The sequence below is a fragment of the Bradyrhizobium sp. 21 genome (assembly GCF_023073335.1).
Classification (GTDB): domain Bacteria; phylum Pseudomonadota; class Alphaproteobacteria; order Rhizobiales; family Xanthobacteraceae; genus Bradyrhizobium.
The window spans coordinates 115902-139696 of sequence record NZ_JADPJG010000035.1; the positions used below are offsets into that span (position 1 = coordinate 115902).

At 65.4% G+C, this 23795-nt stretch carries 22 protein-coding genes; 13 read left to right on the plus strand and 9 right to left on the minus strand.

Annotated features, from left to right (window positions below; genetic code table 11):
* The 9 genes from IVB31_RS29195 to IVB31_RS29235 form a co-directional block, all read left to right on the plus strand.
* A partial coding sequence (locus tag IVB31_RS29195; protein WP_247331037.1) for an FAD-binding protein occupies positions 1 to 1024 on the plus strand: 1024 nt, incomplete at its 5' end.
* A gap of 24 nt (positions 1025 to 1048) precedes the next feature.
* Complete coding sequence (locus IVB31_RS29200) at positions 1049 to 1831, plus strand: succinate dehydrogenase iron-sulfur subunit (protein WP_247331040.1); 783 nt, start codon at positions 1049 to 1051, stop codon at positions 1829 to 1831.
* Positions 1832 to 2023: 192 nt separating this feature from the next.
* Complete coding sequence (locus tag IVB31_RS29205; protein ID WP_247331042.1) at positions 2024 to 4195, plus strand: hybrid sensor histidine kinase/response regulator; 2172 nt, start codon at positions 2024 to 2026, stop codon at positions 4193 to 4195.
* Between the two features lie 51 nt (positions 4196 to 4246).
* Positions 4247 to 6214 (plus strand): ABC transporter ATP-binding protein/permease, encoded by a 1968-nt coding sequence (locus IVB31_RS29210; protein ID WP_247331044.1) that lies wholly within the window; start codon positions 4247 to 4249, stop codon positions 6212 to 6214.
* Between the two features lie 79 nt (positions 6215 to 6293).
* Positions 6294 to 7118 (plus strand): FkbM family methyltransferase, encoded by an 825-nt coding sequence (locus IVB31_RS29215; RefSeq protein ID WP_247331046.1) that lies wholly within the window; start codon positions 6294 to 6296, stop codon positions 7116 to 7118.
* Between the two features lie 21 nt (positions 7119 to 7139).
* Complete coding sequence (locus tag IVB31_RS29220; RefSeq protein WP_247331049.1) at positions 7140 to 7526, plus strand: VOC family protein; 387 nt, start codon at positions 7140 to 7142, stop codon at positions 7524 to 7526.
* Positions 7527 to 7598: 72 nt separating this feature from the next.
* Positions 7599 to 8084 (plus strand): pyridoxamine 5'-phosphate oxidase family protein, encoded by a 486-nt coding sequence (locus tag IVB31_RS29225; RefSeq protein WP_247331051.1) that lies wholly within the window; start codon positions 7599 to 7601, stop codon positions 8082 to 8084.
* Entirely contained in the window at positions 8084 to 8326 is a 243-nt protein-coding gene (locus IVB31_RS29230) for a hypothetical protein (protein ID WP_247331053.1), read from the plus strand. Before IVB31_RS29225 ends, IVB31_RS29230 begins: the two co-directional genes overlap by 1 nt.
* 186 nt (positions 8327 to 8512) lie before the next feature.
* Complete coding sequence (locus tag IVB31_RS29235) at positions 8513 to 10708, plus strand: OmpA family protein (RefSeq protein WP_247331055.1); 2196 nt, start codon at positions 8513 to 8515, stop codon at positions 10706 to 10708.
* 194 nt (positions 10709 to 10902) lie between these two features.
* Here IVB31_RS29235 and argG read toward each other — a convergent pair whose 3' ends face one another.
* From argG to IVB31_RS29265, 6 genes are all read right to left on the minus strand, one after another.
* Positions 10903 to 12240 carry an argininosuccinate synthase gene (argG, locus tag IVB31_RS29240; protein ID WP_247331057.1) on the minus strand — a complete coding sequence of 446 codons (1338 nt, stop codon included), beginning with the start codon at positions 12238 to 12240 and terminating at the stop codon, positions 10903 to 10905.
* Between the two features lie 93 nt (positions 12241 to 12333).
* Positions 12334 to 13110 carry a phosphatase PAP2 family protein gene (locus tag IVB31_RS29245; protein ID WP_247331060.1) on the minus strand — a complete coding sequence of 259 codons (777 nt, stop codon included), beginning with the start codon at positions 13108 to 13110 and terminating at the stop codon, positions 12334 to 12336.
* Positions 13111 to 13166: 56 nt separating this feature from the next.
* Entirely contained in the window at positions 13167 to 13661 is a 495-nt protein-coding gene (locus IVB31_RS29250; RefSeq protein ID WP_247331062.1) for a hypothetical protein, read from the minus strand.
* Between the two features lie 125 nt (positions 13662 to 13786).
* Complete coding sequence (gene rlmN / locus IVB31_RS29255; RefSeq protein ID WP_247331064.1) at positions 13787 to 14989, minus strand: 23S rRNA (adenine(2503)-C(2))-methyltransferase RlmN; 1203 nt, start codon at positions 14987 to 14989, stop codon at positions 13787 to 13789.
* A gap of 167 nt (positions 14990 to 15156) precedes the next feature.
* On the minus strand, positions 15157 to 15819 hold the full coding sequence (locus tag IVB31_RS29260) for an invasion associated locus B family protein (RefSeq protein WP_247331066.1): 663 nt from the start codon (positions 15817 to 15819) through the stop codon (positions 15157 to 15159).
* A 105-nt stretch (positions 15820 to 15924) separates the two neighbouring features.
* A complete protein-coding gene (locus IVB31_RS29265) occupies positions 15925 to 16764 on the minus strand; it encodes an SDR family oxidoreductase (protein ID WP_247331069.1) in 840 nt (279 codons plus the stop codon).
* A gap of 219 nt (positions 16765 to 16983) precedes the next feature.
* Here IVB31_RS29265 and IVB31_RS29270 point away from each other — a divergent pair, with 219 nt between their 5' ends.
* The gene (locus IVB31_RS29270; RefSeq protein WP_247331071.1) at positions 16984 to 17958 is read left to right on the plus strand and encodes an NADPH:quinone oxidoreductase family protein; all 975 of its coding nucleotides are present in this window, start codon (positions 16984 to 16986) and stop codon (positions 17956 to 17958) included.
* Positions 17959 to 18139: 181 nt separating this feature from the next.
* Here the strand turns inward: IVB31_RS29270 and IVB31_RS29275 are convergent, their stop codons facing one another.
* Complete coding sequence (locus IVB31_RS29275) at positions 18140 to 18517, minus strand: YkvA family protein (RefSeq protein ID WP_247331073.1); 378 nt, start codon at positions 18515 to 18517, stop codon at positions 18140 to 18142.
* A gap of 102 nt (positions 18518 to 18619) precedes the next feature.
* Entirely contained in the window at positions 18620 to 18922 is a 303-nt protein-coding gene (locus tag IVB31_RS29280) for a 4a-hydroxytetrahydrobiopterin dehydratase (protein ID WP_247331075.1), read from the minus strand.
* A gap of 152 nt (positions 18923 to 19074) precedes the next feature.
* On the opposite strand from IVB31_RS29280, the gene IVB31_RS29285 reads away from it, so the two are divergent.
* Together IVB31_RS29285 and IVB31_RS29290 are read left to right on the plus strand one after the other, a co-directional pair.
* On the plus strand, positions 19075 to 20520 hold the full coding sequence (locus IVB31_RS29285; RefSeq protein ID WP_247331077.1) for a TAXI family TRAP transporter solute-binding subunit: 1446 nt from the start codon (positions 19075 to 19077) through the stop codon (positions 20518 to 20520).
* 252 nt (positions 20521 to 20772) lie between these two features.
* Positions 20773 to 22314: an alkaline phosphatase D family protein gene (locus IVB31_RS29290; protein ID WP_247331080.1), complete on the plus strand. Its 1542-nt coding sequence runs from the start codon at positions 20773 to 20775 to the stop codon at positions 22312 to 22314.
* 3 nt (positions 22315 to 22317) lie between these two features.
* Here IVB31_RS29290 and IVB31_RS29295 read toward each other — a convergent pair whose 3' ends face one another.
* The gene (locus tag IVB31_RS29295; RefSeq protein WP_247332293.1) at positions 22318 to 22719 is read right to left on the minus strand and encodes a response regulator; all 402 of its coding nucleotides are present in this window, start codon (positions 22717 to 22719) and stop codon (positions 22318 to 22320) included.
* 166 nt (positions 22720 to 22885) lie between these two features.
* Between IVB31_RS29295 and IVB31_RS29300 the strand changes: the two genes are divergently transcribed.
* On the plus strand, positions 22886 to 23662 hold the full coding sequence (locus IVB31_RS29300) for a Crp/Fnr family transcriptional regulator (RefSeq protein WP_247332296.1): 777 nt from the start codon (positions 22886 to 22888) through the stop codon (positions 23660 to 23662).
* Positions 23663 to 23795 lie beyond the last annotated feature (133 nt).

A 23795-nucleotide genomic window follows, 5' to 3' on the forward strand; every position in this document is an offset into this window, starting at 1 on the left:
CGTCACCGAAGGTGCGCGCGGCGAAGGCGGCTATCTCGTCAACTCCGAGGGCGAACGCTTCATGGAGCGCTACGCACCTTCCGCGAAGGACCTGGCCTCGCGCGACGTCGTCTCGCGCGCGATGACCATCGAGATCCGCGAAGGCCGCGGCGTCGGCAAGAAGAAGGACCACATTTTCCTTCATCTCGACCATCTCGATCCCGCGGTGCTCGCCGAGCGCCTGCCGGGCATCTCCGAATCCGCGAAGATCTTCGCCAATGTCGACGTGACGCGCGAGCCGATCCCGATCGTCCCGACCGTGCACTACAACATGGGCGGCATCCCCACCAACTATCACGGCGAAGTGCTGACCAAGAAGGACGGCGACGACAATGCCATCATCCCCGGCCTGATGGCGATCGGCGAAGCCGCCTGCGTCTCCGTGCACGGCGCCAACCGCCTCGGCTCCAACTCGCTGATCGACCTCGTCGTGTTCGGCCGCGCCGCAGCGCTCCGTCTCGCCGAGAAGCTCACGCCCAACGCCAGCCAGCCGGAGCTGCCGGCGAGCTCGTCCGATCTCGCACTCGGCCGTCTCGACCATTACCGCTACGCATCCGGCGGCACGCCGACCGCGAAGCTGCGCGAAGGCATGCAGCACGTGATGCAGAACAATTGCGCGGTGTTCCGTACCGGCGACATTCTGAGCGAAGGCCAGAATCTGATCGAGAAGGTCCACAGCGGCATCACCGACATCGCCGTGTCCGACCGCTCGCTGGTATGGAATTCCGACCTGATCGAGACGCTCGAGTTCGACAATCTGATCTCGCAGGCGGTGGTGACGATGAATTCGGCCGCCAACCGCACCGAGAGCCGCGGCGCGCATGCGCGCGAGGACTTCTCCGACCGCGACGACAAGAACTGGATGAAGCACACGCTGGCCTGGCTGGAAGACTCCGGCAAGGTCAAGATCGAGTACCGCCCGGTTCACGATTACACCATGACCAACGACGTGCAGTACATCCCGCCCAAAGCGCGCGTGTACTGAGCGAACAGCGAAGGCTCTAATCGAATGGTTGAATTCGCACTTCCGAAGAACTCCAAGATATCAGGCGGCAAGACCTGGCCGAAGCCCGCGGGCGCGACTGAAACTCGCGAGTTTCGCGTCTATCGCTGGAACCCGGACGACGGCAAGACTCCGAGCGTCGACACCTATTACGTCGACACCCATGATTGCGGTCCGATGGTGCTGGACGGCCTGATCTGGATCAAGAACCACATCGACCCGTCGCTGACCTTCCGCCGCTCCTGCCGCGAAGGCGTCTGCGGCTCCTGCGCCATGAACATCGACGGTCAGAACACGCTGGCCTGCACCCGCTCGATGCACGACGTGAAGGACGGCGCGGTGAAGATCAATCCGCTGCCGCACCAGCCCGTCGTGAAGGACCTCGTCCCCGACCTCACCAATTTCTACGCGCAGTATGCGTCCGTCGAGCCGTGGCTGAAGACGACCTCGCCGACGCCGCAGAAGGAATGGAAGCAAAGCCACGAGGACCGCGAGAAGCTCGACGGCCTCTACGAGTGCATCCTGTGCGCCTGCTGCTCGACCTCGTGCCCGAGCTATTGGTGGAACAGCGAGCGCTATCTCGGCCCCGCCGCGCTGCTTCAAGCGAACCGCTGGGTGTCTGATTCCCGGGATGAGGCGACCGGCGAGCGGCTCGATTATCTCGAGGATCCGTTCCGGCTCTACCGCTGCCACACCATCATGAACTGCGCCAAGGCCTGCCCGAAGGGCCTCAACCCGGCGGAAGCCATCGCCGAGCTCAAGCTCAAGTTGGTCGAGCGCCAGATCTAGGGCCCCATTCACGCCGCGGTCCCCGGCCTGAAAGGGCTGGGCATTCTCCAGCCAGCGCGGCTTTGAGGAAATTTTTCTCCCGGCCCGCGCCACGCGCGAATCGGCGGCTTGCAACCTCCGGTTCCCGCTACAAGCCGCTTCCTTCCCGGCGCGAAATTCAAGTAAGCTCTCCGGTGGGGGACCGGAGCGACCGTGCAGGGCGCGCAACGCAACTCGCTGAGACTGTTGCAGTGGATGATGGCTGCATCCCTGGCGCTTCCGATCGCGCTGTTCGCGATCGCCTCCTCGATCTCCCACACCTCGACCAAGGACATCGCCGACCGCGAGATCGAGCGCAGCCTCGATGTCGCCCATGAGCATGCGCTCAAGGTGTTCGAGACGATCGACCGCAGCCTCGCCGAGATCAACGAGGTGGTGCGCGGCATGCCCGACGACGTCATCCGCGCCCGCGAGCCGGCGCTGCACCAGCGCCTGAAGCGGCTGGCCGATTCGCTGCCGCAGCTCAAATCGGCCTGGATCTTCGATGCGGACGGAAAGTCGCTAGTCAACAGCCTCGCCTCGCCGCCACCGGAGCAGAGTTTTGCGGACCGCGACTATTTCTATGCCCATGTCGACCAGAGCATCGGCACGTTCATCGGGGCGTCGCTGACGCCGCGCGCGCCCTATCAGGGAGCGCGCTTCTTCGGGGTCAGCCGCCGCCGTGACACCGACGAGGGCGGTTTCATCGGCGTGATCCAGGCCTCCGTCCTGCCGGAATATTTCGAGAGTTTTTACGCCAGGATCGGCTCCGATCCCGGCAGCTTCTTCGCGATGGGACGCACTGACGGCGTGGTGCTGGCGCATCTTCCGCGGCTCGACCGCGACCTTCGGCTCGACCCGAACGGGCCGGTCGGCCAGAACATCGCCGCTCACCCCGAGCACGGCCTCATCACCGTCGCGTGGCCGTCGGACGGGATCGAGCGCCGTATCGGCTACCGTCGCATCGCCGAATACCCGATCTATGTCAGTGCGGGGCTCGAGACCTCGGCCATCCGCGCGCGCTGGTTCGCCACCATGGGCCAGCATCTGGTGTTCGGCATTCCCGCCACCGCGCTGCTCTTTTTGCTGCTGGCGCTGGCGATCCGGCGCACCCAGCATCTCCAGGCCGAGGCCGCAGCGCGGCGCGAAGCCGAGGAGGCACTCAAGCACAGCCAGCGCCTGGAGGCGCTCGGGCAGCTCACCGGTGGCGTCGCGCACGACTTCAACAACCTTCTGACCGTGATCCGCGCCTCCGTCGACCTGTTGAACCGCCCGCAACTGAGCGAGGAGCGGCGCCAGCGCTACATCACCGCCATCGCGGACGCAGTCGGGCGCGCGGCCAAGCTGACATCGCAGCTGCTCGCCTTTGCGCGGCGCCAGACCTTGAAGCCGGAGGTGTTCGACGTCGGCGCGCGGATGCAGTCGCTGCACGACATGCTCGCGACGCTGCTCGGACCCGCGATCGAAATCGAGATGCGGCTGCCGGCTGAGCCCTGCCTCGTCAATGCCGATGCCAGCCAGTTCGAGACGGCGTTGATCAACATGGCGACCAATGCGCGCGATGCCATGCACGGCAAGGGCAGGATCGTTCTCAAGGTCGAGGCCGCGACGACCATTGCGAACACGCAGGGCCCCGTCTCGGGCAGCCATGACCTTACAGGCAACCAGAATCTTCCAGGTCATCATGGCTTCGTCGGCATTGCCGTCAGCGACACCGGAATTGGCATTCCCGCCACGCGACTGGAGCGCATCTTCGAACCGTTCTTCACCACCAAGCAGGTCGGCCACGGCACCGGTCTCGGCCTGTCGCAGGTGTTCGGCTTCGCCCGGCAGTCCGGCGGCGAGGTGACGGTCACGAGCGAGGTGGGACACGGCAGCACCTTCTCGCTCTATCTGCCGCGCGTGCCGCCGGACCTGCTGCCGCAGCGGCAGGCGCCGAACACGGCACCGGCGGTGGCCGGCAGCGGCATGTCGGTGCTGCTGGTCGAGGACAATATCGAGCTTGCCAATTTCGCCGCCGACGGCCTCACCGAGCTCGGCTACAGCATCACGCTGGTCGACAATGCCACCGATGCGCTTGCCGAACTGGTCATGGACGCCGACCGCTTCGACGTCGTTTTCTCGGACATCGTGATGCCTGATATGACCGGGCTCGATCTGGCGCAGGCGGTCCGCGATCGCGGGCTGGGCGTGCCGGTCGTGCTGACCACCGGCTACAGCGAGGCGCTGTCCCAGGACGGCAATTTCGATTTCGAACTCGTGCAGAAGCCCTACGCGATCGACCAGCTGTCGCGCGTCCTGCACCGGGTCGCGCGGCGCCGGAAGCGCGCCGGCGCCGCCGAATGATCGGCCTTGGGAACCTTCGGGAACCGTTTGATTTCCCTTGCGTTATCCGTCATGCAAAAGCCGGTCGGAAAGCGCGAACAGGTTAAACAGGGCAAGAAGCCTCCCATTGTCGAAATCGTCGGCGAGAGCGGCGACGACGTGGCGCCGCCGCCGCCCGAGCTGGTCGAGCCCGACCCGGAGCTGTCGCCCGAGGAGGCTGAGCAGGCTCGCAAGGACTATCTGCTGACGCGCTTCTGGATCAGTGCGCGGGGCTTCTGGGGCCGCAACGGCGATCGTCTGGCCTGGCCGTTCTCGATCGGCCTCGGCGTGCTGATCGTCCTCACCGTCGCCTTCCAATACGGCATCAATGTCTGGAATCGGGCGATCTTCGACGCGATCGAGAAACGCGATGCGACGACCGTCTTCCATCTCTCTGCGGTGTTCTTCCCGCTTGCGATCGGCAGCATCGTGCTCGGCGTGGCGCAGGTGTTTGCGCGCATGGGCATCCAGCGGCGCTGGCGGGCATGGCTCACAAGCAGCGTATTGACGCGCTGGCTCGGCAATGGCCGCTATTACCAGCTCAACCTCGTCAGCGGCGACCACAAGAATCCGGAATACCGGATCGCGGAGGATCTGCGCGTCGCGACCGACTCGCCGGTCGATTTCCTCGCCGGCGTGACCTCGGCGCTGCTGTCGGCCGCGACCTTCATCGTCGTGCTCTGGACCATCGGCGGCGCGCTCACGGTCACGCTCGGCGGCTCGACCCTCACCATCCCCGGCTTCCTCGTGATCGCCGCGATCCTCTACGCGGCCATCGCCTCCGGCTCGATCCTGACGATCGGCCGCCAATTCGTACAGGTCTCCGAAGACAAGAACCAGGCCGAGGCCGATTTCCGCTACACGCTGACGCGCGTGCGCGAGAACGGCGAGAGCATCGCGCTGCTCGGCGGCGAGGAGGAGGAGCGCGACGGCATCGACCGCAATTTTACCAACGTGCTCCGGCAATGGGCGCGATTGGCCGGACAACACATGCGCACCACGCTGGTGTCGCAAGGCTCGAGCCTGGTTGCTCCCGTGGTCCCTCTCCTGCTCTGCGCGCCAAAATTCCTCGACGGCAGCATGACGCTCGGACAGGTGATGCAGGCGGCCTCCGCCTTCACCATCGTGCAGAGCGCGTTCGGCTGGCTGGTCGATAATTATCCGCGGCTCGCCGACTGGAACGCCTGCGCGCGCCGCATCGCCTCGCTGATGATGTCGCTCGACGGCCTCGAGCGCGCCGAGCAGGGCGACGGCCTCGGCCGCATCAAGCGCGGCGAGACCAGCAACGACGCCATGCTGGAGCTGAAGGATCTCTCGGTCACGCTCGACGACGGCACCGCCGTGGTCGGCGAAACCGAAGTGGTGATCGAGCCCGGCGAACGGCTGCTCGTTGCCGGTGAATCCGGCACCGGCAAGAGCACGCTGGTGCGCGCCATCGCCGGCTTGTGGCCATGGGGCGGCGGCAGCGTCAATTTCCATCCTGACCGGCGGCTGTTCATGCTGCCGCAGCGACCCTACGTGCCCTCCGGCAGCTTGCGACGCGCGGTCGCCTATCCCGGCGCTGAAGGCGACTGGACCGTCGCGGAGATCGGCGAGGCCCTGCACAAGGTCGGCCTCGACCATCTCAAGGAGAAGATCGAGGAGGACGCGCCGTGGGACCAGACGCTGTCAGGCGGCGAAAAACAGCGCCTCGCCTTCGCGCGGCTGCTGCTGCACAGCCCCGACATCGTCGTGCTGGATGAGGCGACCTCGGCGCTCGACGAGAAGAGCCAGGACAAGATGATGAAGATGATCACCGACGAGTTGCCGAAGGCCACCATCGTCAGCGTCGCGCATCGTGTCGAACTGGAGGCCTTCCACAGCCGCAAGATCGTGCTGGAGCGCCGCAAGGGCGGCGCAAAACTCGTCAGCGACATCGAGCTGATCCCGCGCAAGGGCAAGCGCAAGCTGCTCGGCCGCTTCCTGCGCCAGCGCAAGGCGGCGCCGAAGAAGGCTGCGTGAGCCGGTAGCCCTCTCGTGAAGATTGGAGTCCCCGGCAAAACCGGCTATGCATGCGCCGCTTGCAACGAGGACTTTTGGCTTGACGACCGATAACGCCCCTTCCTCCGCGCCGTTCGGCGCGCTTGCGCCCAACGCGGCACAGGCCGCGATCATTCGCCTCGCACAACAATCGGGGCTGAAGCGCGGCGCGTTCCGCCCGTGGATGTCGCGGCTGGTCAATCTGCTGCGCGGCGGCCCGGTCGACGTGCAGTATCAGGGCGCCTCGTTCCGGCTCTATCACCAGGGCAGCGCCACCGAGCGCGGCGCGCTGTTCAATCCCGACTACAATCTCGACGAGCTCGATTTCCTGCGTCAGCATACGCCCGCGGGTGGCGTGTTCGTGGACGTCGGCGCCAATGTCGGCACCTTTGCGCTGGTGATGGCGCAGCAGGTCGGCACCACAGGCAAGGTGGTCGCAATCGAGCCGCATCCGCTGACGTTTGGACGGCTCGCTTTCAACCACGCCGCATCGAAGACGGCGCAGGTGCGCCTGGTGCAGGCCGCGGCCGGCGAAAGCGACGGCGAGCTCATGATCGAGAGCGGCGGCGGCAATCTCGGCGCCACGCACGTCGTCACCGGCGCGGCGAGTGCCGACGCCATCAAGGTGCCGTCGCTGCGGCTGACGCGCATTCTCGACGAGGCCGGGACCACCAAGGTGGATTCCCTGAAGATCGACGTCGAAGGTTTCGAGGACCGCGTGCTGATCGGCTTCTTCCGCGACGCGCCGCAATCGCTATGGCCGCGCGCGGTGGTGATCGAGCATCTGTCACAAAACGAATGGCAGCAGGATTGTATTGCGGACATGGTCGCGCGCGGCTTTGCGATCGCGCGCAAGACACGGAGCAATACGTTCCTGTCGCGCTGACAACCAACGACGGAGGTTGCGATGATCGACCATATGGGCTTTCCGGTCTCCGAGTACGAGCGCGCCAAGGCGTTCTACGCCAAGGCACTGGCGCCGCTCGGCTACGGCCTGATCATGGAGGTCACGCAGGAGCAGACCGGCCACGATCCGGCCGCCGGCTTCGGCGCCGACGGCAAGCCGGATTTCTGGATCGGCGGCGAGGGGGCGCTGAACAAGCCGGTGCATGTCGCGATCCTGGCGAAGGACCGCGCCATGGTCGATGCGTTCTACAAGGCCGCGATTGCCGCGGGCGGGCGCGACAACGGGCCGCCGGGCATTCGGGCGCATTATCATCCGAATTATTACGGCGCGTTCGTGCTCGATCCTGATGGACACAACATCGAGGCGGTTTGCCACGCGCCGGCATAGATAAGTTCCGTTCTTCGGCCGGAACCTCGTTCCGCGCGCGCCGTTATCGTCCCTTGCTGGAAGGAGCACGATATGGCCAACGACAATGCCCGCGACGTCGACCGAGTGTGGGATCTGATGAAGACGATCGGATTCGCGATGCTGGTGACGCGTGACGGCGACAAGCTTCGCGCGCGGCCGATGAGCGCTTATCTGGATCGTGACGCGAATGCGATTTTCTTCCTCTCCGATGCACGGCGTCACAAGGACGAGGAGATCGCGCGCAACCCGTCCATCAACCTGTCGTTCGCAGATGCCGGCAGCCAGAAATACGTGTCCCTGACGGGCACCGCAATCGTCTCCAACGACCGTGCCAAGATCAGGGAGATGTTCTCGACGCCGGCCAAGGCGTGGTGGGACAGCGCAGAAGATCCCAACATCCGCGTGCTCAAGGTCACGCCTGATGATGCAGAGTTCTGGGACTCGCCTGGCACCGTGATCTCCTATGTGAAGATGGCGGCCGCGGCGGTGACAAACACGCGGCCCGATCTCGGCGACAACCGCAAGGTTTCGATGTGATGCCGATCGAACCGCCCGAGATTCCGCCGTCGACACCCGGCACGCCCACCGAGCCGCCGCCGGGAATTCCGCCGGGCAATCCGCAGCCTGAAATCGCGCCGCCGGTGCGCGAGCCGGGCTCGCCAGCGCCGCCCGACGAATTGCCGGGCCGCACGCCTGAAGAGATTCCGTCACGCGGACCGAACGGACCGCTCACGCCGAATCCCGCGACGGATGCGACCCCGCCGCCGGATCGCATGTGAGGCGAAGCATCACATGCGTGGCAATTGCAACCTGCGTCTGAATGCGCAATGAACGACACCATCGTGAGGTGATTTGCGTGCAGAAATAAATCGGGCCGCCGCCGCTTCGTCCGCCACAATCCGGCCCAACGCGTAGCCGTTCATCCCAACACTTCGTCAAAGAACCTTCCGGGGAAGTTCACCACCATGACCAATCTTCGTTTCGTGCTGCTTGCCACCACGGCTCTGACCGCGATGCAACTGGCAACCTCCGCATCGCATGCGCAAGGCGCGCCGCCGCTCGTTGTCGCGCAGGCGCAACCACAAGAGACCGGCCCTGACGGAAAACCGAAGCAGCCGCCGAAGGGACCGCCAGCGGCAGCGCCGCCTGCGGCGCCTGCGCGCCCGGCCGCACCGCCCCCCGCAGCTGCACCGCCCCATCCGCCCGCGGCGCCTCCGCCGGCTGCCGCACCGCCGCGCCCAGCGGCACCGCCTCCCCCTCCGCCTCCCCCTGCGGCCCGTCCGGCGCCGCCGCCGCCCCCACCGCCGCCTGCCGCCCCGAAGCCGCCTTCGCCGCCCCCGGCTGCAGCTCCGCAACAGCATGCGCCGCCTCCTGCACCGCCCGCGGCACGCCCGGCTCCCACGCCCCCGGCACCGCCGCCCGCCGCGGCTCCGCAGCAGCACGCACCCACGCCACCGCCGCCTGCGACTCACCCGACGCCACCGCCACCTCCTGCAGCGGGTCCTGCGGCGCGGCCCGCGCCGACGGCAGCGCCAGCCCCCACGGCAACGCCCGCTCCGGCACCTGCGGCTCCCGCTGCGCGTCCGGCTACGCCTGCGGCACCGACCGCAACGCCTGCACCGGCCACGACGCCAGCTCCGGGCAGCACGCCTGGCGCGCCGCCAACTGGTCACCCGGGTGCACCATTGCCCGGCGGACGTCCCGGCGCGCCTCCCACGGCAGGATCACCGTCGCCGGCTCCCGGCGCCACGCCTGCTCCGACGGCCACGCCGGCTCCCGGCGGACGTCCCGGCACGCCTCCCGCGGCAGGATCAGCGTCGCCGACTCCGGGCGCCACGCCTGCTCCAGCGGCCACGCCGGCACCCGGCGCAACCCCGGCTCCCACAGCGACACCGGCACCCGGCGGCGCTGTAACGACTCCGCCCGGACGCCAGGGTGGAGCGCCTCCTGCGGGCGCGCCCGCTGCCGGAACTCCGGCTGCGCCGCCGCAGGCGGGCATGCCGCCCCGGCCCCCGGCTCCCCCCGCCGGCGTCGCGGCGCCGAGCACCGTCCCAGGTTCGGCGGCCGCAACGCCGCCGCCCGACAGACCGCAAAATGCCCAGCCGACGGTTGCCCCGGCCTTCCGCGCCGCGCCGCGGGTCGCAGCACCGCTGCCGCCTGCGCCGCGCCCGCAGCAGCGTGACCTGACACCGCTCGCAATCGGTGCGGCCGTCGTGGGCGGCGCCGTGATCGGCGCCACCATCGCCGACTACCGCAACCAGCGCCGCGAGAGCATCGAAGGTGGCCGCACCGTCTACACCGAACCGGATCGCATCATCATCCGCGATCCAGGCGGCCAGACCTATGTCCGCGGCAACGATCTCTATCGCTTCCGCTACGGCGCCCGCGACATCCGCACCGAGACCATCGGCGGTGATACCCGCACCGTCGTGATCCGTCCCGACGGCAGCGAAATCATCACCGTGGTCGGTCAGGACGGACGGTTGCTGCGGCGAATCCGCAGAGACCAAGGCGGGCGCGAGCTCGTCATCATCGACAACAGCTATCGTGACCCGCAGTCGGTCGGCGGCTTCTATGTCGACGCACCGCCTCCGGTCGTCAACATTCCCTACGATCGCTACATCGTCGATGCCCAGGAGGCCTCGCCTGACGTGATCTACCAGACGATGGTGGCACCGCCGGTGCAACGGATCGATCGCCGCTACACGCTCGACGAGATCCGCTACAGCCCGAATGTTCGCATGCAGATGCCGAGCATCGATCTCAACACGATCAACTTCGAGACGGGATCGTGGACCATCCCGCCGGACCAGGCGGCGAAGCTGCAGACGATCGCCGACGGCCTCAACCGTGCGATCCAGGCCAACCCGCGCGTGGTGTTCCTGATCGAGGGACACACCGACGCGGTCGGCAACGACGTCGACAATCTGTCGCTGTCGGATCGCCGTGCGCAGTCAGCGGCCGAATTGCTGACGCAGCAGTTCGGTGTGCCCGCGGAAAACCTGACGTCGCAGGGCTATGGCGAGCAGTACCTGAAGGAGCAGACGCAAGGACCGAGCGCGATCAACCGGCGCGTCACCGTCCGGAACATCACGCCACTGCTCAACGGCGGCCAGGCCTCGCTGCCGCCGCCCCCGCCCGGCACCGCGCCGCCGCGCTGAGGCGATACACAAATGCAAAATGGCCGGGAGCAATCCCGGCCATTTTTGTTTGGCTGTTGTAGGGTTGGTTAGCCGTAGGCGTAACCCACCAATTCTGTCTCCGCGAAGCTAAAGAGGTGGGTTACGCCGAGCGATTGCGCTTAGCGCAATCGCAGGGCTAACCCACCCTACGCAGCCGGGCTGCGAAGGCATCATCAACCCTTGTCGTTCTCGAGCTTGAAGATTTGCGAGCCTTCACTACCCGACAACAGACCGGTGTCGGTGTAGAGCTTCAGCTTGGCGCGGGTATCGTTGATGTCGAGGTTGCGCATGGTGAGCTGGCCGATGCGGTCGGCGGGCGTGAACGCGGCGTCCTCCACCTTCTCCATGCTGAGCCGCTCCGGCGCATAGGTGAGGTTCGGACTTTCCGTGTTCAGAATAGAATAGTCGTTGCCCCGGCGCAGCTCGAGCGTCACTTCGCCGGTGACGGCGCGCGCGACCCAGCGCTGCGCGGTCTCGCGCAGCATCAGAGCCTGCGAGTCGAACCAGCGGCCCTGATAGAGCAGACGCCCCAGGCGCATGCCGCTGATGCGGTACTGCTCGATGGTGTCCTCGTTGTGAATGCCGGTGACGAGGCGCTCATAGGCGATGTGCAGCAGCGCCATGCCGGGCGCTTCATAGATGCCGCGGCTCTTGGCTTCGATGATGCGGTTCTCGATCTGGTCGCTCATGCCGAGGCCGTGGCGGCCACCGATGGCGTTGGCTTCGAGGAACAGCGCCACGGGATCGCCGAAGCTCTGGCCGTTCAGCGCGACCGGCTGGCCTTCTTCAAAGCGCACGACGACCTTCTCGGCCTTCACAGCGCAGTCGTCGCGCCAGAACGGCACGCCCATGATCGGGTTGACGATCTTGATGCCGCTGTCGAGGCTCTCGAGGTCCTTGGCCTCGTGCGTGGCGCCGAGCAGATTGCTGTCGGTCGAGTACGCCTTCTCGGCGCTCATCTTGTAGGCGAAGCCCTGCGCCGTCATGAACGCCGACATCTCGGCGCGGCCGCCGAGCTCGTCGATGAACTGCTGGTCGAGCCAGGGCTTGTAGATCTTCAGGCCCGGATTGGTGAGCAGGCCGTAGCGATAGAAGCGCTCGATGTCGTTGCCCTTGAAGGTCGAACCGTCGCCCCAGATGTTGACGCCGTCTTCCTTCATCGCCGCGACCAGCATCGTGCCGGTGACGGCGCGGCCGAGCGGCGTGGTGTTGAAATAGGTGATGCCGCCGGTGGAGATGTGGAAGGCGCCCGACTGGATCGCCGCGATGCCTTCGTGGACCAGTTGCGTGCGGCAATCGACGAGCACCGCTTTCTCCGCGCCGAACTCCATCGCCTTGCGCGGGATCTCGTTGTAGTCGGCCTCATCCGGCTGACCGAGATTGGCGGTATAGGCGTAGCAGCGGGCGCCCTTCTGCTTCATCCAGAGCAGCGCCGCGCTGGTGTCGAGACCGCCCGAAAAAGCGATGCCGACTTTCTCACCCTTGGGCAGGCTTTTCAGGATCGTGGTCATGGCGCTTCCAATCGGGTCTCAAGGGGCTGATGCGAGGGCGAACTTGACCGGGCGAATATCAAATTTCGCAGGGGTCGGCACGCATTTAATGGCTCAAACCGAGGGCTCGAGGCCTGTCTTGCGGCCGAACAGGCGCTGGCGCAGCCGGTAGGCGGGCATGTTCAGCCTGGTCAGGGCGGCATCGACGGCGGTGTCCGAGAACCGCGTCCGCGGCCAGCGATAAATCAGTGCGTAAGCGAACCAGATCACGACGAAGGTGACGAGGCCGGCGATCGACACGTCGGTAAAGAAATGTCCGCCGAACGCCATCCGCAGCCCGCTGGTGACGGCGCCGAACACCACCGCACCGGCATAGGCGAGCGGCCGCCACGCCGGCGGCGCCAGCGCGGCGGGCGCCAGCGTCCAGAACGCGGTCGCGCCCTCGCCGGAGAAGAACGAGCAGTTGCGCGCGCAGTCGCCACGCGGATCCCACCACGGCACGAACTGCTGGTCGCCGGCAAACTGCGTCACCACCACCGGCCGCGGCCGGCCCCAATAGGTCTTGAAGGTGAGGTTGGTGAGGATGCCGGCCGACATGATGATCGTGACCAGCAGGAAGATGATCGCGCGTCCCGACACCATCAGCGGGCGGTCGGGCCGGACCATCTTGACCACGAGCGCGATCAGCGGAGGCAGCACGAATGCCCAGGCCACCCACATCGCAGCGTCACGCGCGAAGCCGGCCCAATTGTTCAGCTTGAGCGGAAAGGTCTTCGTCTCGGGGTCGAAGAACAGCGATGCGAGCTTGAGATCGAGCTCGGGATAGAGGCCGAAAACGACGCCGATCACGAGCCACAGCGCCAGGGCGATGAAGAGTCCAGTCCGGTTCATGGCGCGCGGTTTAGCGGAGTGGAGAGGGGATGAAAACCCCGGAATGACAGCACAAACTACCGCGCATCCGGCCTTGAATTCGAGGGCAGCGGCGGGGGCGGCTTGCGCTGAGGCGGCGGGTTGCGCCAGGCGCCGGCGTTACGGCCGGCGATCAGCCAGTACACGACACCGGCAACGATGCCCGCGCCGGTCAGGATCTCCAGATGCCGCCGCACGATGCCTTCGAACTGCAGCGTATCTGAATGAAACGGAATGAGGCCGAGATAGCAGGCGAGCCCGACGACGCCGCCGCCGACAGCATAAGCCAGCGCACTGCGGATATAGAGCGCCTCGGTGATTGCGACGATCACCGCCGCCGGAACCAGTGCGAAACCCGAGACGAAGATGAAGCCGAAGCCCAGCAGGATGTCGATCGTGCCCTGATCGACGGGACCGGCGCCGAGATCGGCGAACTCCGGAAATAGCAGCGCGATGACGACGATCATCCCGCCGACGAAACAGGCGGCGAGGAAGCCGATGAAGATGACGATGAGGCGGCCGATCAGGGACATCACCCCACCCTAACCGTCAGTACGTACGAGCGTAGCGAAGCAATCCAGTCTGTCCGTGCGTAAAGATTCTGGATTGCTTTGCTGCGCTCGCAATGACGAGGATGCGAGAATAGGGTCGTGCATCCTCAATCCGTCATCGCCATGGCCCGCAACGCCTGGCGTTCGCGAGCCGAGAGCTTTTCGGTTTCCGATTTGAGCTGGCCGCAGGCGGCGAGGATGTCGCGGCCGCGCGGCGTGCGCACCGGCGAGGAATAGCCGGCGTTGAAGATGTATTCGGAGAACTTTTCGATCTGGTCCCAGTCCGAGCATTCATAGGCCGTGCCCGGCCAGGGATTGAACGGGATCAGATTGATCTTGGCGTGAACGCCCTTGAGCATTTTCACCAGCAGCTTGGCATCGTCGAGCGAATCGTTGACGCCCTTGAGCATCACATATTCGAAGGTGATGCGGCGCGCGTTCGAGGCGCCGGGATAGTCGCGGCAGGCCTGCAGCAATTCGGCGATCGGATATTTGCGGTTGAGCGGCACGAGCTCGTTGCGCAGATCGTCACGCACGGCATGCAACGAAATCGCGAGCATGACGCCGATCTCCTCGCCGGCGCGCACGATGTTCGGCACCACGCCCGAGGTCGACAGCGTGATGCGGCGGCGGGAGATGCCAATGCCTTCATTGTCGCCGACGATCAGCAGCGCGTCGCGCACCGCGTCGAAATTGTAGAGCGGCTCGCCCATGCCCATCATCACGATGTTGGTGACACGCCGCGTGCCGTCCTCGCGATCGGCCCAATCATTGAGGCGGTCGCGCGCGACCATAACCTGGCCCACGATCTCGCCGGCGGTGAGGTTGCGCACCAGGCGCTGCGTGCCGGTATGGCAGAACGAGCAGTTCAAGGTGCACCCGACCTGCGAGGAGACGCACAGCGTGCCGCGATCGGTTTCGGGAATGTAGACGCACTCGACTTCATGGGCACGCTCGACATTGTCGCCGCTCGGCAGACGCAGGAGCCATTTGCGGGTGCCGTCGCTGGAGATCTGCTCGGCCACGACTTCTGGCCGGTCGACGGTGAAGTGCTGCGCGAGCTCGGCGCGAATGCCCTTCGAGACCGAGGTCATATCGTCGAAGCTCTGGGCGCCGCGGAAATACAGCCAGTGCCAGAGCTGCTGCACGCGCATCTTGCGCTGTGCCGGCGCCACGCCGATCTCGCCAAGGCGATCGGCGAGCTCTGTGCGCGACAGGCCGATCAGCGATGGCTTCGCCGGCGGCACATAGGTTTCAAGCGGAGTCTTCTCCACCAGGATTGCGTCGCGCGGCTCGGTCGTCGGTTGCATCGAATGGACCTGATTGTGTTGTCGTTCCGGGGCGACGCAGAGCGTCGAACCCGGAACCTCGAGATTCCGGCTCTGGTCCTTCGGACCATCCCGGAATGACGGAAAAACTGGGAACAGCCCCTATATATCAACCGGAGCCGCCGATTGCGACCTTGTCGACCACAGCCTTAACGCCTGCAATCCTGCGAAATCCGGTCGAGCGCCTGGGCAAGGCCCTTCAGCGAAAACGTATCGGTCGTTTCGGTGCCCTTGGCCGAGACGCCCTTGACCACGAGATCGGCCGATTTGCGCATGGCTTCAACCATCCGCTCCTCCTCGGCCGCGTTCTTGATCCAGAGGCCGTCGCCCTGGGTGTACATCGAGAATGCAGCGCCGCCGACCTCGACCGAGGATTCCGAGCCCGGCTTCAGCGCGTAGCCGATCATGACCGAGACTTCGTTGTTCACCTTTTCGGCCGGCCGGGTGGAGACGAAGGCATAGGCGGGGTCACGCGGACGGTTCGGCGGGTTGGTCTTCGACGACGAGGGTTTTGCCAGCGCGAAGCAGACCTTTTTGCCGTTGGGCGCGGCCGAATAGGCACCCCAGGTCCCGAACTGGCCGATCAGGGTGGGCTCGGCGCCGCCCGCAACCGCCGCGGGCGCTGCCGCCGGTTTGCTCTCGGGCTTTGCGGCCGTCTTTCCAGTCGTGTTGGCTGCCGGCGCAGCGGCCTTGGGTGCGGCCTCTTTTGGCCCAGTCCTGGGCGACGGTTGTGCGGTCTGCGCCCGCGCGGAATCAGTGATTCCGCCGGCTACCACACCAGTCATCAAAGCCAAAAACAGCGCCCGCCACATGCTGGAGTGGTTCCCTCAATATTGTGACTGGAAGATGGCCCGGCCGCGATTTGTCCCCGAGCAGGGATATCCGGGAAAGTCCAATTTGGGAAGGCAGTTAGCTTGTCACCCATTGGATCGCGCGGCGCGCTGCTCGGTCCATTGGGCGTCGGTCCAGCGCAACAAATCCTCGGCGCCTGAGCTGCGCAAATGCGCGCCACCATCGATCACCACCATCTCGCCGTTGATGTAGCCGGCACGGTCGGAGACCAGGAAGCTGGCGAGGTCGGCAAGCTCGCTGTGCTCGCCGGTGCGCCCCATTGGGTTGCGCGCGCCCCATCCCTCGTCGCGCCCTTCCGGGCGAAGCTGGCCCGATGCCCCGGCGGTCGGGAACGGCCCCGGCGCGATCGCGACGGTGCGGATGCCCTTCGGGCCCCACTCGACCGCAAGACTCTTGATCATTGCCAGCACCGCCGACTTCGCCATCGCCGACGGCACGGTGAAGGCGCGGCCGGTAATGGTCGAGGTCGAGAGGATCGAGAGCACGACGCCGTCATGCTTGCCCTCGATCCAGCGCTTGCCCGCGGCAAGCGTGCAATACATCGCGCCATGCAGCGTCGGCGCGAGGATCGCATCCGCGGCGCGGAATGAGAGATGCTCACTCTGCGCGATGAAGGTCGCCGCGGCGTTGTTGACGAGGATATCGAGCGGCGCTTCGTGCCAGATCTGATCCATCATGCTCTCGACGGAAGCACCGTCGCGAATATCGCAGGCGATCGTCGTGACCTTGCCGCCGGTCCGCTCGCGCATCTCGCTCGCTGTCGCTTCCAGCCGATCGAGCTTGCGGCCGCAGATCAAGAGCTCCGCACCGAGCGCGAGGAAGCGGCGCCCCATCGCGGCGCCGAGGCCCGAGCCACCACCGGTGACGAGGATGCGCTTGTCCTTGAGCAGACCTGTTTCAAACATGGTTTGAATCCTCGATTTTTCCGCACATTCCGTCGTTGCGAGCGCAGCGAACCAATTCAGAGTCCGTCCTGCGGAAATAGGCTGGATTGTTTCGCTGCGCTCGCAACGACGTGAGGATAGGCCGGCGGCCATCAACAAAGAAACCGGATTGTCGCCCGCGCCTAAATCCGGCAGAACCGCATCAAACTATAATTCCACCCGAAACGCCAAGGTGCCGCCATGAAAGCCATCCTCTGCTCGCAATATTGCCAGCCCGACGATCTCGTTCTGGCCGACGTGCCGGATCCGGTGGCGGGTCCCGGCGAAGCCGTGATCGCGATCAAGGCGGCGGCGTTGAACTTCTTCGACATCCTGATGATCCAGGGCAAGTACCAGATCAAGCCACCGTTCCCGTTCTCGCCCGCCGCCGAGGTCGCGGGCGTGATCGAGAGCATCGGTCCCGGCGTGACTGATGTGAAGGTCGGCGATCGCGTCGTCGCCTCCTGCGGCCACAACGGCGCGCGCGAAAAGATCGCGCTGCCGGCGGCATCGATCGTGAAGATTCCCGACAATCTCGATTATGACCGCGCGGCCGGCATCATCATCATCTACGGCACCGCGCTGCATGCGCTGGAAGATCGCGCCAGCCCGAAGCCGGGCGAGACGCTCGCGGTGCTCGGCGCCGCCGGCGGCACGGGCTTAGCTGCCTGCGAGCTCGGCAAGCTGATGGGCCTGAAGGTGATCGCCTGCGCCTCGTCGGACGAGAAGCTCGAATTCGCCAAGGCGCACGGCGCAGAACTCACGCTCAATTACGGCAAGGAAGATTTGAAGGAAGGCTTGCGAAAACTCACGGGCGGCAAGGGCGTCGACATCATCTTCGATCCCGTGGGCGGCGCCTATGCGGAGCAGGCGTTGCGCTCGATCGCCTGGGAAGGCCGCTTCCTGGTGATCGGCTTTGCCGCCGGCGATATTCCGAAGATGCCGCTGAACCTCGCGCTGCTGAAGGGCTGCGACATCCGCGGCGTGTTCTGGGGCGCCTGGACCCGCCTCAACCCGGCCAAGAACCGCGCCAATCTCGAGAAGCTCGTGAAGTGGACCGCGGAAGGAAAAATCTCCTCGCATGTCGACCGCACCTTCCCCTTGGCACAGACGGCGGATGCGCTGAAGGTGCTCGCGGGACGTCAGGCCATGGGCAAGGTGATCTTGCATCCGTGAGGATGTCGGCGCGTAGAGTGTCGCGACATCGTTACCAGACACTCAGCTGTCGTCGCCCGGCTTGACCGGGCGATCCAGTACCCCGTGACGAGTGTTGTTGAATCGATAAGCGGCGGCGTACTGGATTCCCCGTCTTCGCGGGGAATGACAGGGGAGGATGCGGCGACAGCTACTGCGCGGCTTACGCCTCCACCTCATTCACCCCGCGCTTCAGCGCGGTGCGGGCGGCTTCGCGATGCTCATTGGTGATGTGGCCGGCGACCATGCGGATCGCGGTGGCGAGCACGGCGGCGTCATCAGTGAAGCCGAGGATCGGCATCACGTCGGGGATAAAGTCGAACGGCAGGATGAAATAGGCGATCGCCCCGAGCAACGACGCCTGCACGTGGCGCGGCGTCTGCCGGTCGAAGGCGCAGTAATAGGCGGCGAGCAGATCCTCCGCGAACGGCAGATGTGCGGCGACGCGCTTCAGCTTGCGCCAGAAGCGGCGACGCACGCTCTCACGATCTTCCGCAAGCCGATCGGCCGGCTCGAAGCCGACGCTGTGTTCGGCAGCCATGGTCGACAAACTCCCCGTTCAGCCAAGGGTGGCGTCAGGGCGGCGGTTGGCCGCATCCCGTGCTCATCACAAGATAAGGACGCGGCTGATGCCTGCAAGACGTCAGCCTGGTGTCAGCTTGGCGATGGCGTTCATCGCCGTGGCCAGCTCGATATCGAGCTTGGTGACGCCGCCGGAATCATGGGTCGCCAGCACCACCTCCACGGTCTTGTAGACGTTGCGCCATTCGGGGTGGTGGTCCATCTTCTCGGCGACCAGCGCGACGCGGGCCATGAAGCCAAACGCCTCGTTGAAATCCTTGAAGACAAAAGTCTTCCCGATCGCGTCGCGTCCCGGGACCTCGGTCCAGCCCGGCAGTCCGTGCAGCGCCTGCCTGCGCGCCTCCGCCGAGAACCGTTCTGCCATCGTCGCCTCCGTCCTTCAGGGGAACTTTACCCTAACACCGTGCTGACGCCCCGGGTTCACACGGGATTTGCTCCATCCGCTAACCATGACGGAGATGTAACCCCGCCGGACAAGAAATTTGCTACACTTGCGGGCGTAAATCGCCGGCCAAGATGAAACTGAGCCTCAAGCGACTGTTCGGGAGATCGATGACCGGGGGATTGGACCTGGCCGAAGCGCCCACCCCACCTTCGCCGCGATCAGCGGCGCGGAAGACGGCGCTCGTCACTCTCGCGCTGGTGCTTGCGATCGTTGGCGCGCTCGCGGGCGGCTATTATTTCGCGATGCGGCCGGTGACGCTGAAGATCGCGGTCGGGCCCGCCAACAGCGACGACCTCAAGGTCGTGCAGGCGCTGACGCAGGCTTTCACGCAGCACCAGAGCCAGGTGCGGCTGCGGCCGATCCAGACCGACGGTGCCACCGCCAGCGCCCAGGCGCTCGCCGAAAGCAAGGTCGACCTCGCCATCGTGCGCGGCGACGTCGACGTGCCCAAAAACGCGCAAGCGGTCGCAACCCTGCGCAAGAACGTCGTGGTGCTGTGGTCCGTGCCCGGCAAGGGCAGGAAGAAGGGCGCGAAGATCACCAAGATTGCGCAGCTCGCCGGCCATAAGGTCGGCGTGATCGGCCGCACCCAGGCCAACGTCAATCTGCTCAAGGTGATCCTCCAGCAATACGGCGTCGATCCTGCCAAGGTCGAGGTCATACAGTTCCCGGCCAATGAAGCCGCCGAGGCGATCAAGGCCCAGAAGGCCGATGCCTATCTCGCAGCCGGCCCTGTCAACAGTAAGATCACGTCGGACGCGATCGCCGCCACTGCCAAGGAAGGCGGCACGCCGGTCTTCCTCGCGATCGATTCCGCGGATGCGATCGCGCAGAACCATCCGGTTTACGAAGCCTCGGAGATTCCGGCCGGCACCTATGGCGGCTCACCCGTTCGCCCCGATGACGAGGTCAAGACGATCAGTTTTTCGCACCACATCGTGGCGCGCAAAGGCGTATCCGAAACCAACATCGCCGCGTTCACGCGCCAGCTTTTTGCCGTGCGCCAGCAACTGGTGACGGAATTCCCGCTGGCGGCGAAGATCGAAACACCCGACACCGACAAGGACGCGGTGATCCCGGTGCATCCCGGCGCGGCCGCCTTCGTCGACGGCGAGGAAAAGACCTTCCTCGACAGATACAGCGATTACATCTGGTGGACGCTGATGGCGCTCTCGGCCATGGGCTCGATCGGCGCCTGGTTTGCGGGCTATTTGAAGAAGGACGAGCGCGACAACAACAACCATCAGCGTGAACGTCTGCTCGACATGATCGCGGCGGCACGCAAGAGCGAGACGACCGAAGACCTCGACCAGATGCAGACCGAGGCCGACGACATCCTGCGCAATACACTGCGCTGCTTCGATCACGGCGCGATCGAGGAAGCCGCGCTCACTGCCTTCAACATCGCGCTCGACCAGTTCCACGCGGCCGTCGCCGATCGCAAGGCCGTGCTGTTCAGCCTGCCGCAGAACCTGCAGCGCGCGGGTGCGCAGTTCAGGGCCGCCGGCAACGTGTAGGCACTTCCAATATCCTCATGGTGAGGAGCGCGGAACGCGCGTCTCGAACCATGAAGGCCCGGCTCTCGCCCGCGGCCATCCTTCGAGACGCCCGCTGTTGGCGGGCTCCTCAGGATGATCACTAAGGGTAGCCGCTCAATTGAACTGAGCGCTTACGCGCGTAATCGCTGCGTCACATTGTCTCAATATAGCGTCTGACTTCACCGTGGCGGCCGCCTGGGCGGCCGTCTCACGCGAGATCGGGACCGTCCCATGAACATCAAATTCTCCCGCCGCCGTTTCCTCAGCACCAGCGCCGGCGCGCTCGGCGCGGTCGCGATGCCCCGTCTCTCGCGCGCGGCCGACCGGCCGGCGGTTACCCACGGCGTGCAGTCGGGCGACGTCACGGTGGACGGCGGCGTGGTCTGGGCGCGCACCGACCGGCCTGCGCAGATGCTCGTCGAAGTGGCGACGACGGAGTCGTTCAAGGACGCCCGCGCGTTGCCGCCGATCGCGGCACTGCCCGAGAGCGACTTCACCGCAAAGATGCTGATCGAAAATCTGCCGGGCGGACAGGACATCTTTTACCGCGTCCGCTTCCGCGATCTCTCGCACACCGCGGTGGAGGGCGAGCCGGTGACCGGCCGCTTCCGCACCGCGCCCGCCGACCGCCGCGACGTCAGCTTCGTCTGGGGCGGCGATGTCGCAGGACAAGGCTGGGGCATCAACCCCGACGACGGCGGCATGTTCACCTTCTCCGCGATGCGCAAGCACCGTCCGGATTTCTTCCTGCACTCCGGCGACACCATCTATGCCGACGGTCCTATCGCGTCCGAGGTGAAGCTCGCCGACGGCAAGATCTGGAAGAACGTCACGATCCCCGAGAAGGCCAAGGTCGCGGAGACGCTTGACGAGTACCGCGCCGCGCACAAATACAATTTCACCGACGACAACCTCCGCGCCTTCAATGCCGAAGTGCCGATCTTCGTGCAGTGGGACGACCACGAGGTGACCAACAACTGGTCGCTGTCGAAGGAATTGCCGGCGACCTACAGGGAGCGTGACATCACGCTGCTGGCGGCCCGCGCAGGCCGTGCCTTCCACGAGATGTATCCGATGCGCGAGAGCATCGTTGAGCCGGGCCGCATCTATCGCCAGATCTCCTACGGCCCGCATCTCGACGTGTTCATGCTCGACGAACGCAGCTATCGCGGCCCGAACGGCGCCAATCTCGAAACCGCCTACGGCCCGGCCAGCTACTTCCTCGGCCCCGACCAGATGGCCTGGCTCAAGCGCGGCCTCTTGAATTCGCGCGCGACCTGGAAGGTGATCGCCTCCGACATGCCGCTCAGCCTGATCGTGTCGGACACGCCGAAGGGCGGCTCGGAAGCCTTCGCACAGGGCGACGGCCCGGTGCGCGGCCGCGAATTCGAGATCGCCGACATCCTGCGCTTCATCAAGATGGCGCCGATCACGAACACCGTGTGGCTGACGGCGGACGTGCACTACGCCGCCGCGCATTATTACGATCCGAACAAGGCGCAATTCCAGGAGTTTGAGCCGTTCTGGGAATTTGTCTCGGGCCCGCTGCATGCCGGCACGTTCGGTCCGAACGCACTCGACAACACCTTTGGGCCCGAGGTGCGTTTCGTCAAGGCGCCGGGCAAGGACGACCAGAACCTGCCGCCCTCCGCGGGCATGCAGTTCTTCGGTCACGTCAAGATCGATGGCGCTTCCGGCCAGATGACGGTGACCTTGCGCGACCGCGCCGACGTCGCATTGTGGTCGACCACGCTCGATCCGAAGCAGGCCTGATCGCTAGTCGGGCCCGCGTAGCTGGAGCGCCGCCTCAAGCGCGTCGCTCGAACATGGCTTCTGTAGTCGCGGCTGGTTGGCGAATTCCGGCGGAATGCTTGCCTCAGCGCCGTAGCCGGTGACGAAGACGAAGGGAATCTTCAAGGCTATCAGCCGCTCGGCGATCGCAAAGCTCTTCTCCCGAACCAACTCGACGTCGAGCAACGCAAAGTCCGGCCTACGCTTGTTGATCGCATCAAGCGCTTGCGTGACCGAACCGACGGTCCGCACACCCTTGACGCCGAATCCGAGCACACGATCCTCAAAATCGATCGCAATGATGGGATCATCCTCGACGATCAGAACATCGGCAGGACAATCGGAGCCATTGGAATAAGCGGGGGCCATGGTCTCGTTTTGGAGCATGAGGCTTTCTGGGTCAGGACAGCCGCGACACGATGCCTGCGCCCAGCGCATCGGAGGGTTCCCGGAACGAAACCCACCACATCGTCGTTCTCTAGTCTGTCCACTTGTGCACACAAGGTTCGGACGGAACTCGCTACTATGGGAGAGGAGTATGGCGGGGTTCACGATGGATACGCGTATCAGCAAGTCGGACGAGGTCGACAGCCGCCCGGTCAACAATCTGTTGCGGCGCTTGAGCCAGGCGGACTACGCACTGCTGGCGCCGCATATCACTTTCGACAAGGCGGCGGCGAATGAGCTGCTCTACAATCCCGGCGACGATGTCCAGGTCGTCCACTTTCCGTGCGGACCGTCGCTTGCGACCTTCCTCGTTCCCAACGAGGACGGCCGCGATGTCGAGACCATCCTGGTCGGCCGAGAGGGCGCGGTGGGCGGCATCGTCAGCGAAGGATATTTGCCGGCCTACACCCGGATCTGCGTGAAATTCGGTGGGCCATTTGCGCGCATTCATGTCGCCAAATTGGAAGCGGCCAAGCAGCGTTCGGTCTCGCTGCGGCACGTCTTCGCCCGCTACGCCGATTGCATGCTGGCGCAGATCTTCCAGTCCACCGCCTGCAATGCCATTCACTCGATCGAGCAGCGCACGGCCAAATGGATCTTGGCGGCGATGGAGCGGACCGGCGACGAGAGCAGCGTGCCGCTGACGCACGAACAGCTCGCGACGCTGCTTGGCGTCGGCCGCAGCTATGCCAGCCGCGTGCTCCAGTCGTTCAAGGCGGAAGGCGTGCTCGACACCCGGCGCGGATCGATCCTGGTTCGCAACCGCGACGGCCTGCGCCTGCGCGCCTGCCTGTGCAACGAGGCCGTGAAGATGCACTTCGAGGAGGTGCTGCGCGGGGTCTATCCGACCGAGGAAGCGAGCCGCAGCACGGCTCAGGGTTGATCGAGGCTGCCGTTTCCCGCTAAAGGGCCGGTTTGGTGCGGAATTCCCGCTAAGCCCCGGGGATTCCCGGACAAAATTCAGTCAACCAACCCCGAAAGAACGCATTGTTTTTTGGCGGTTTTTGCCTATATTG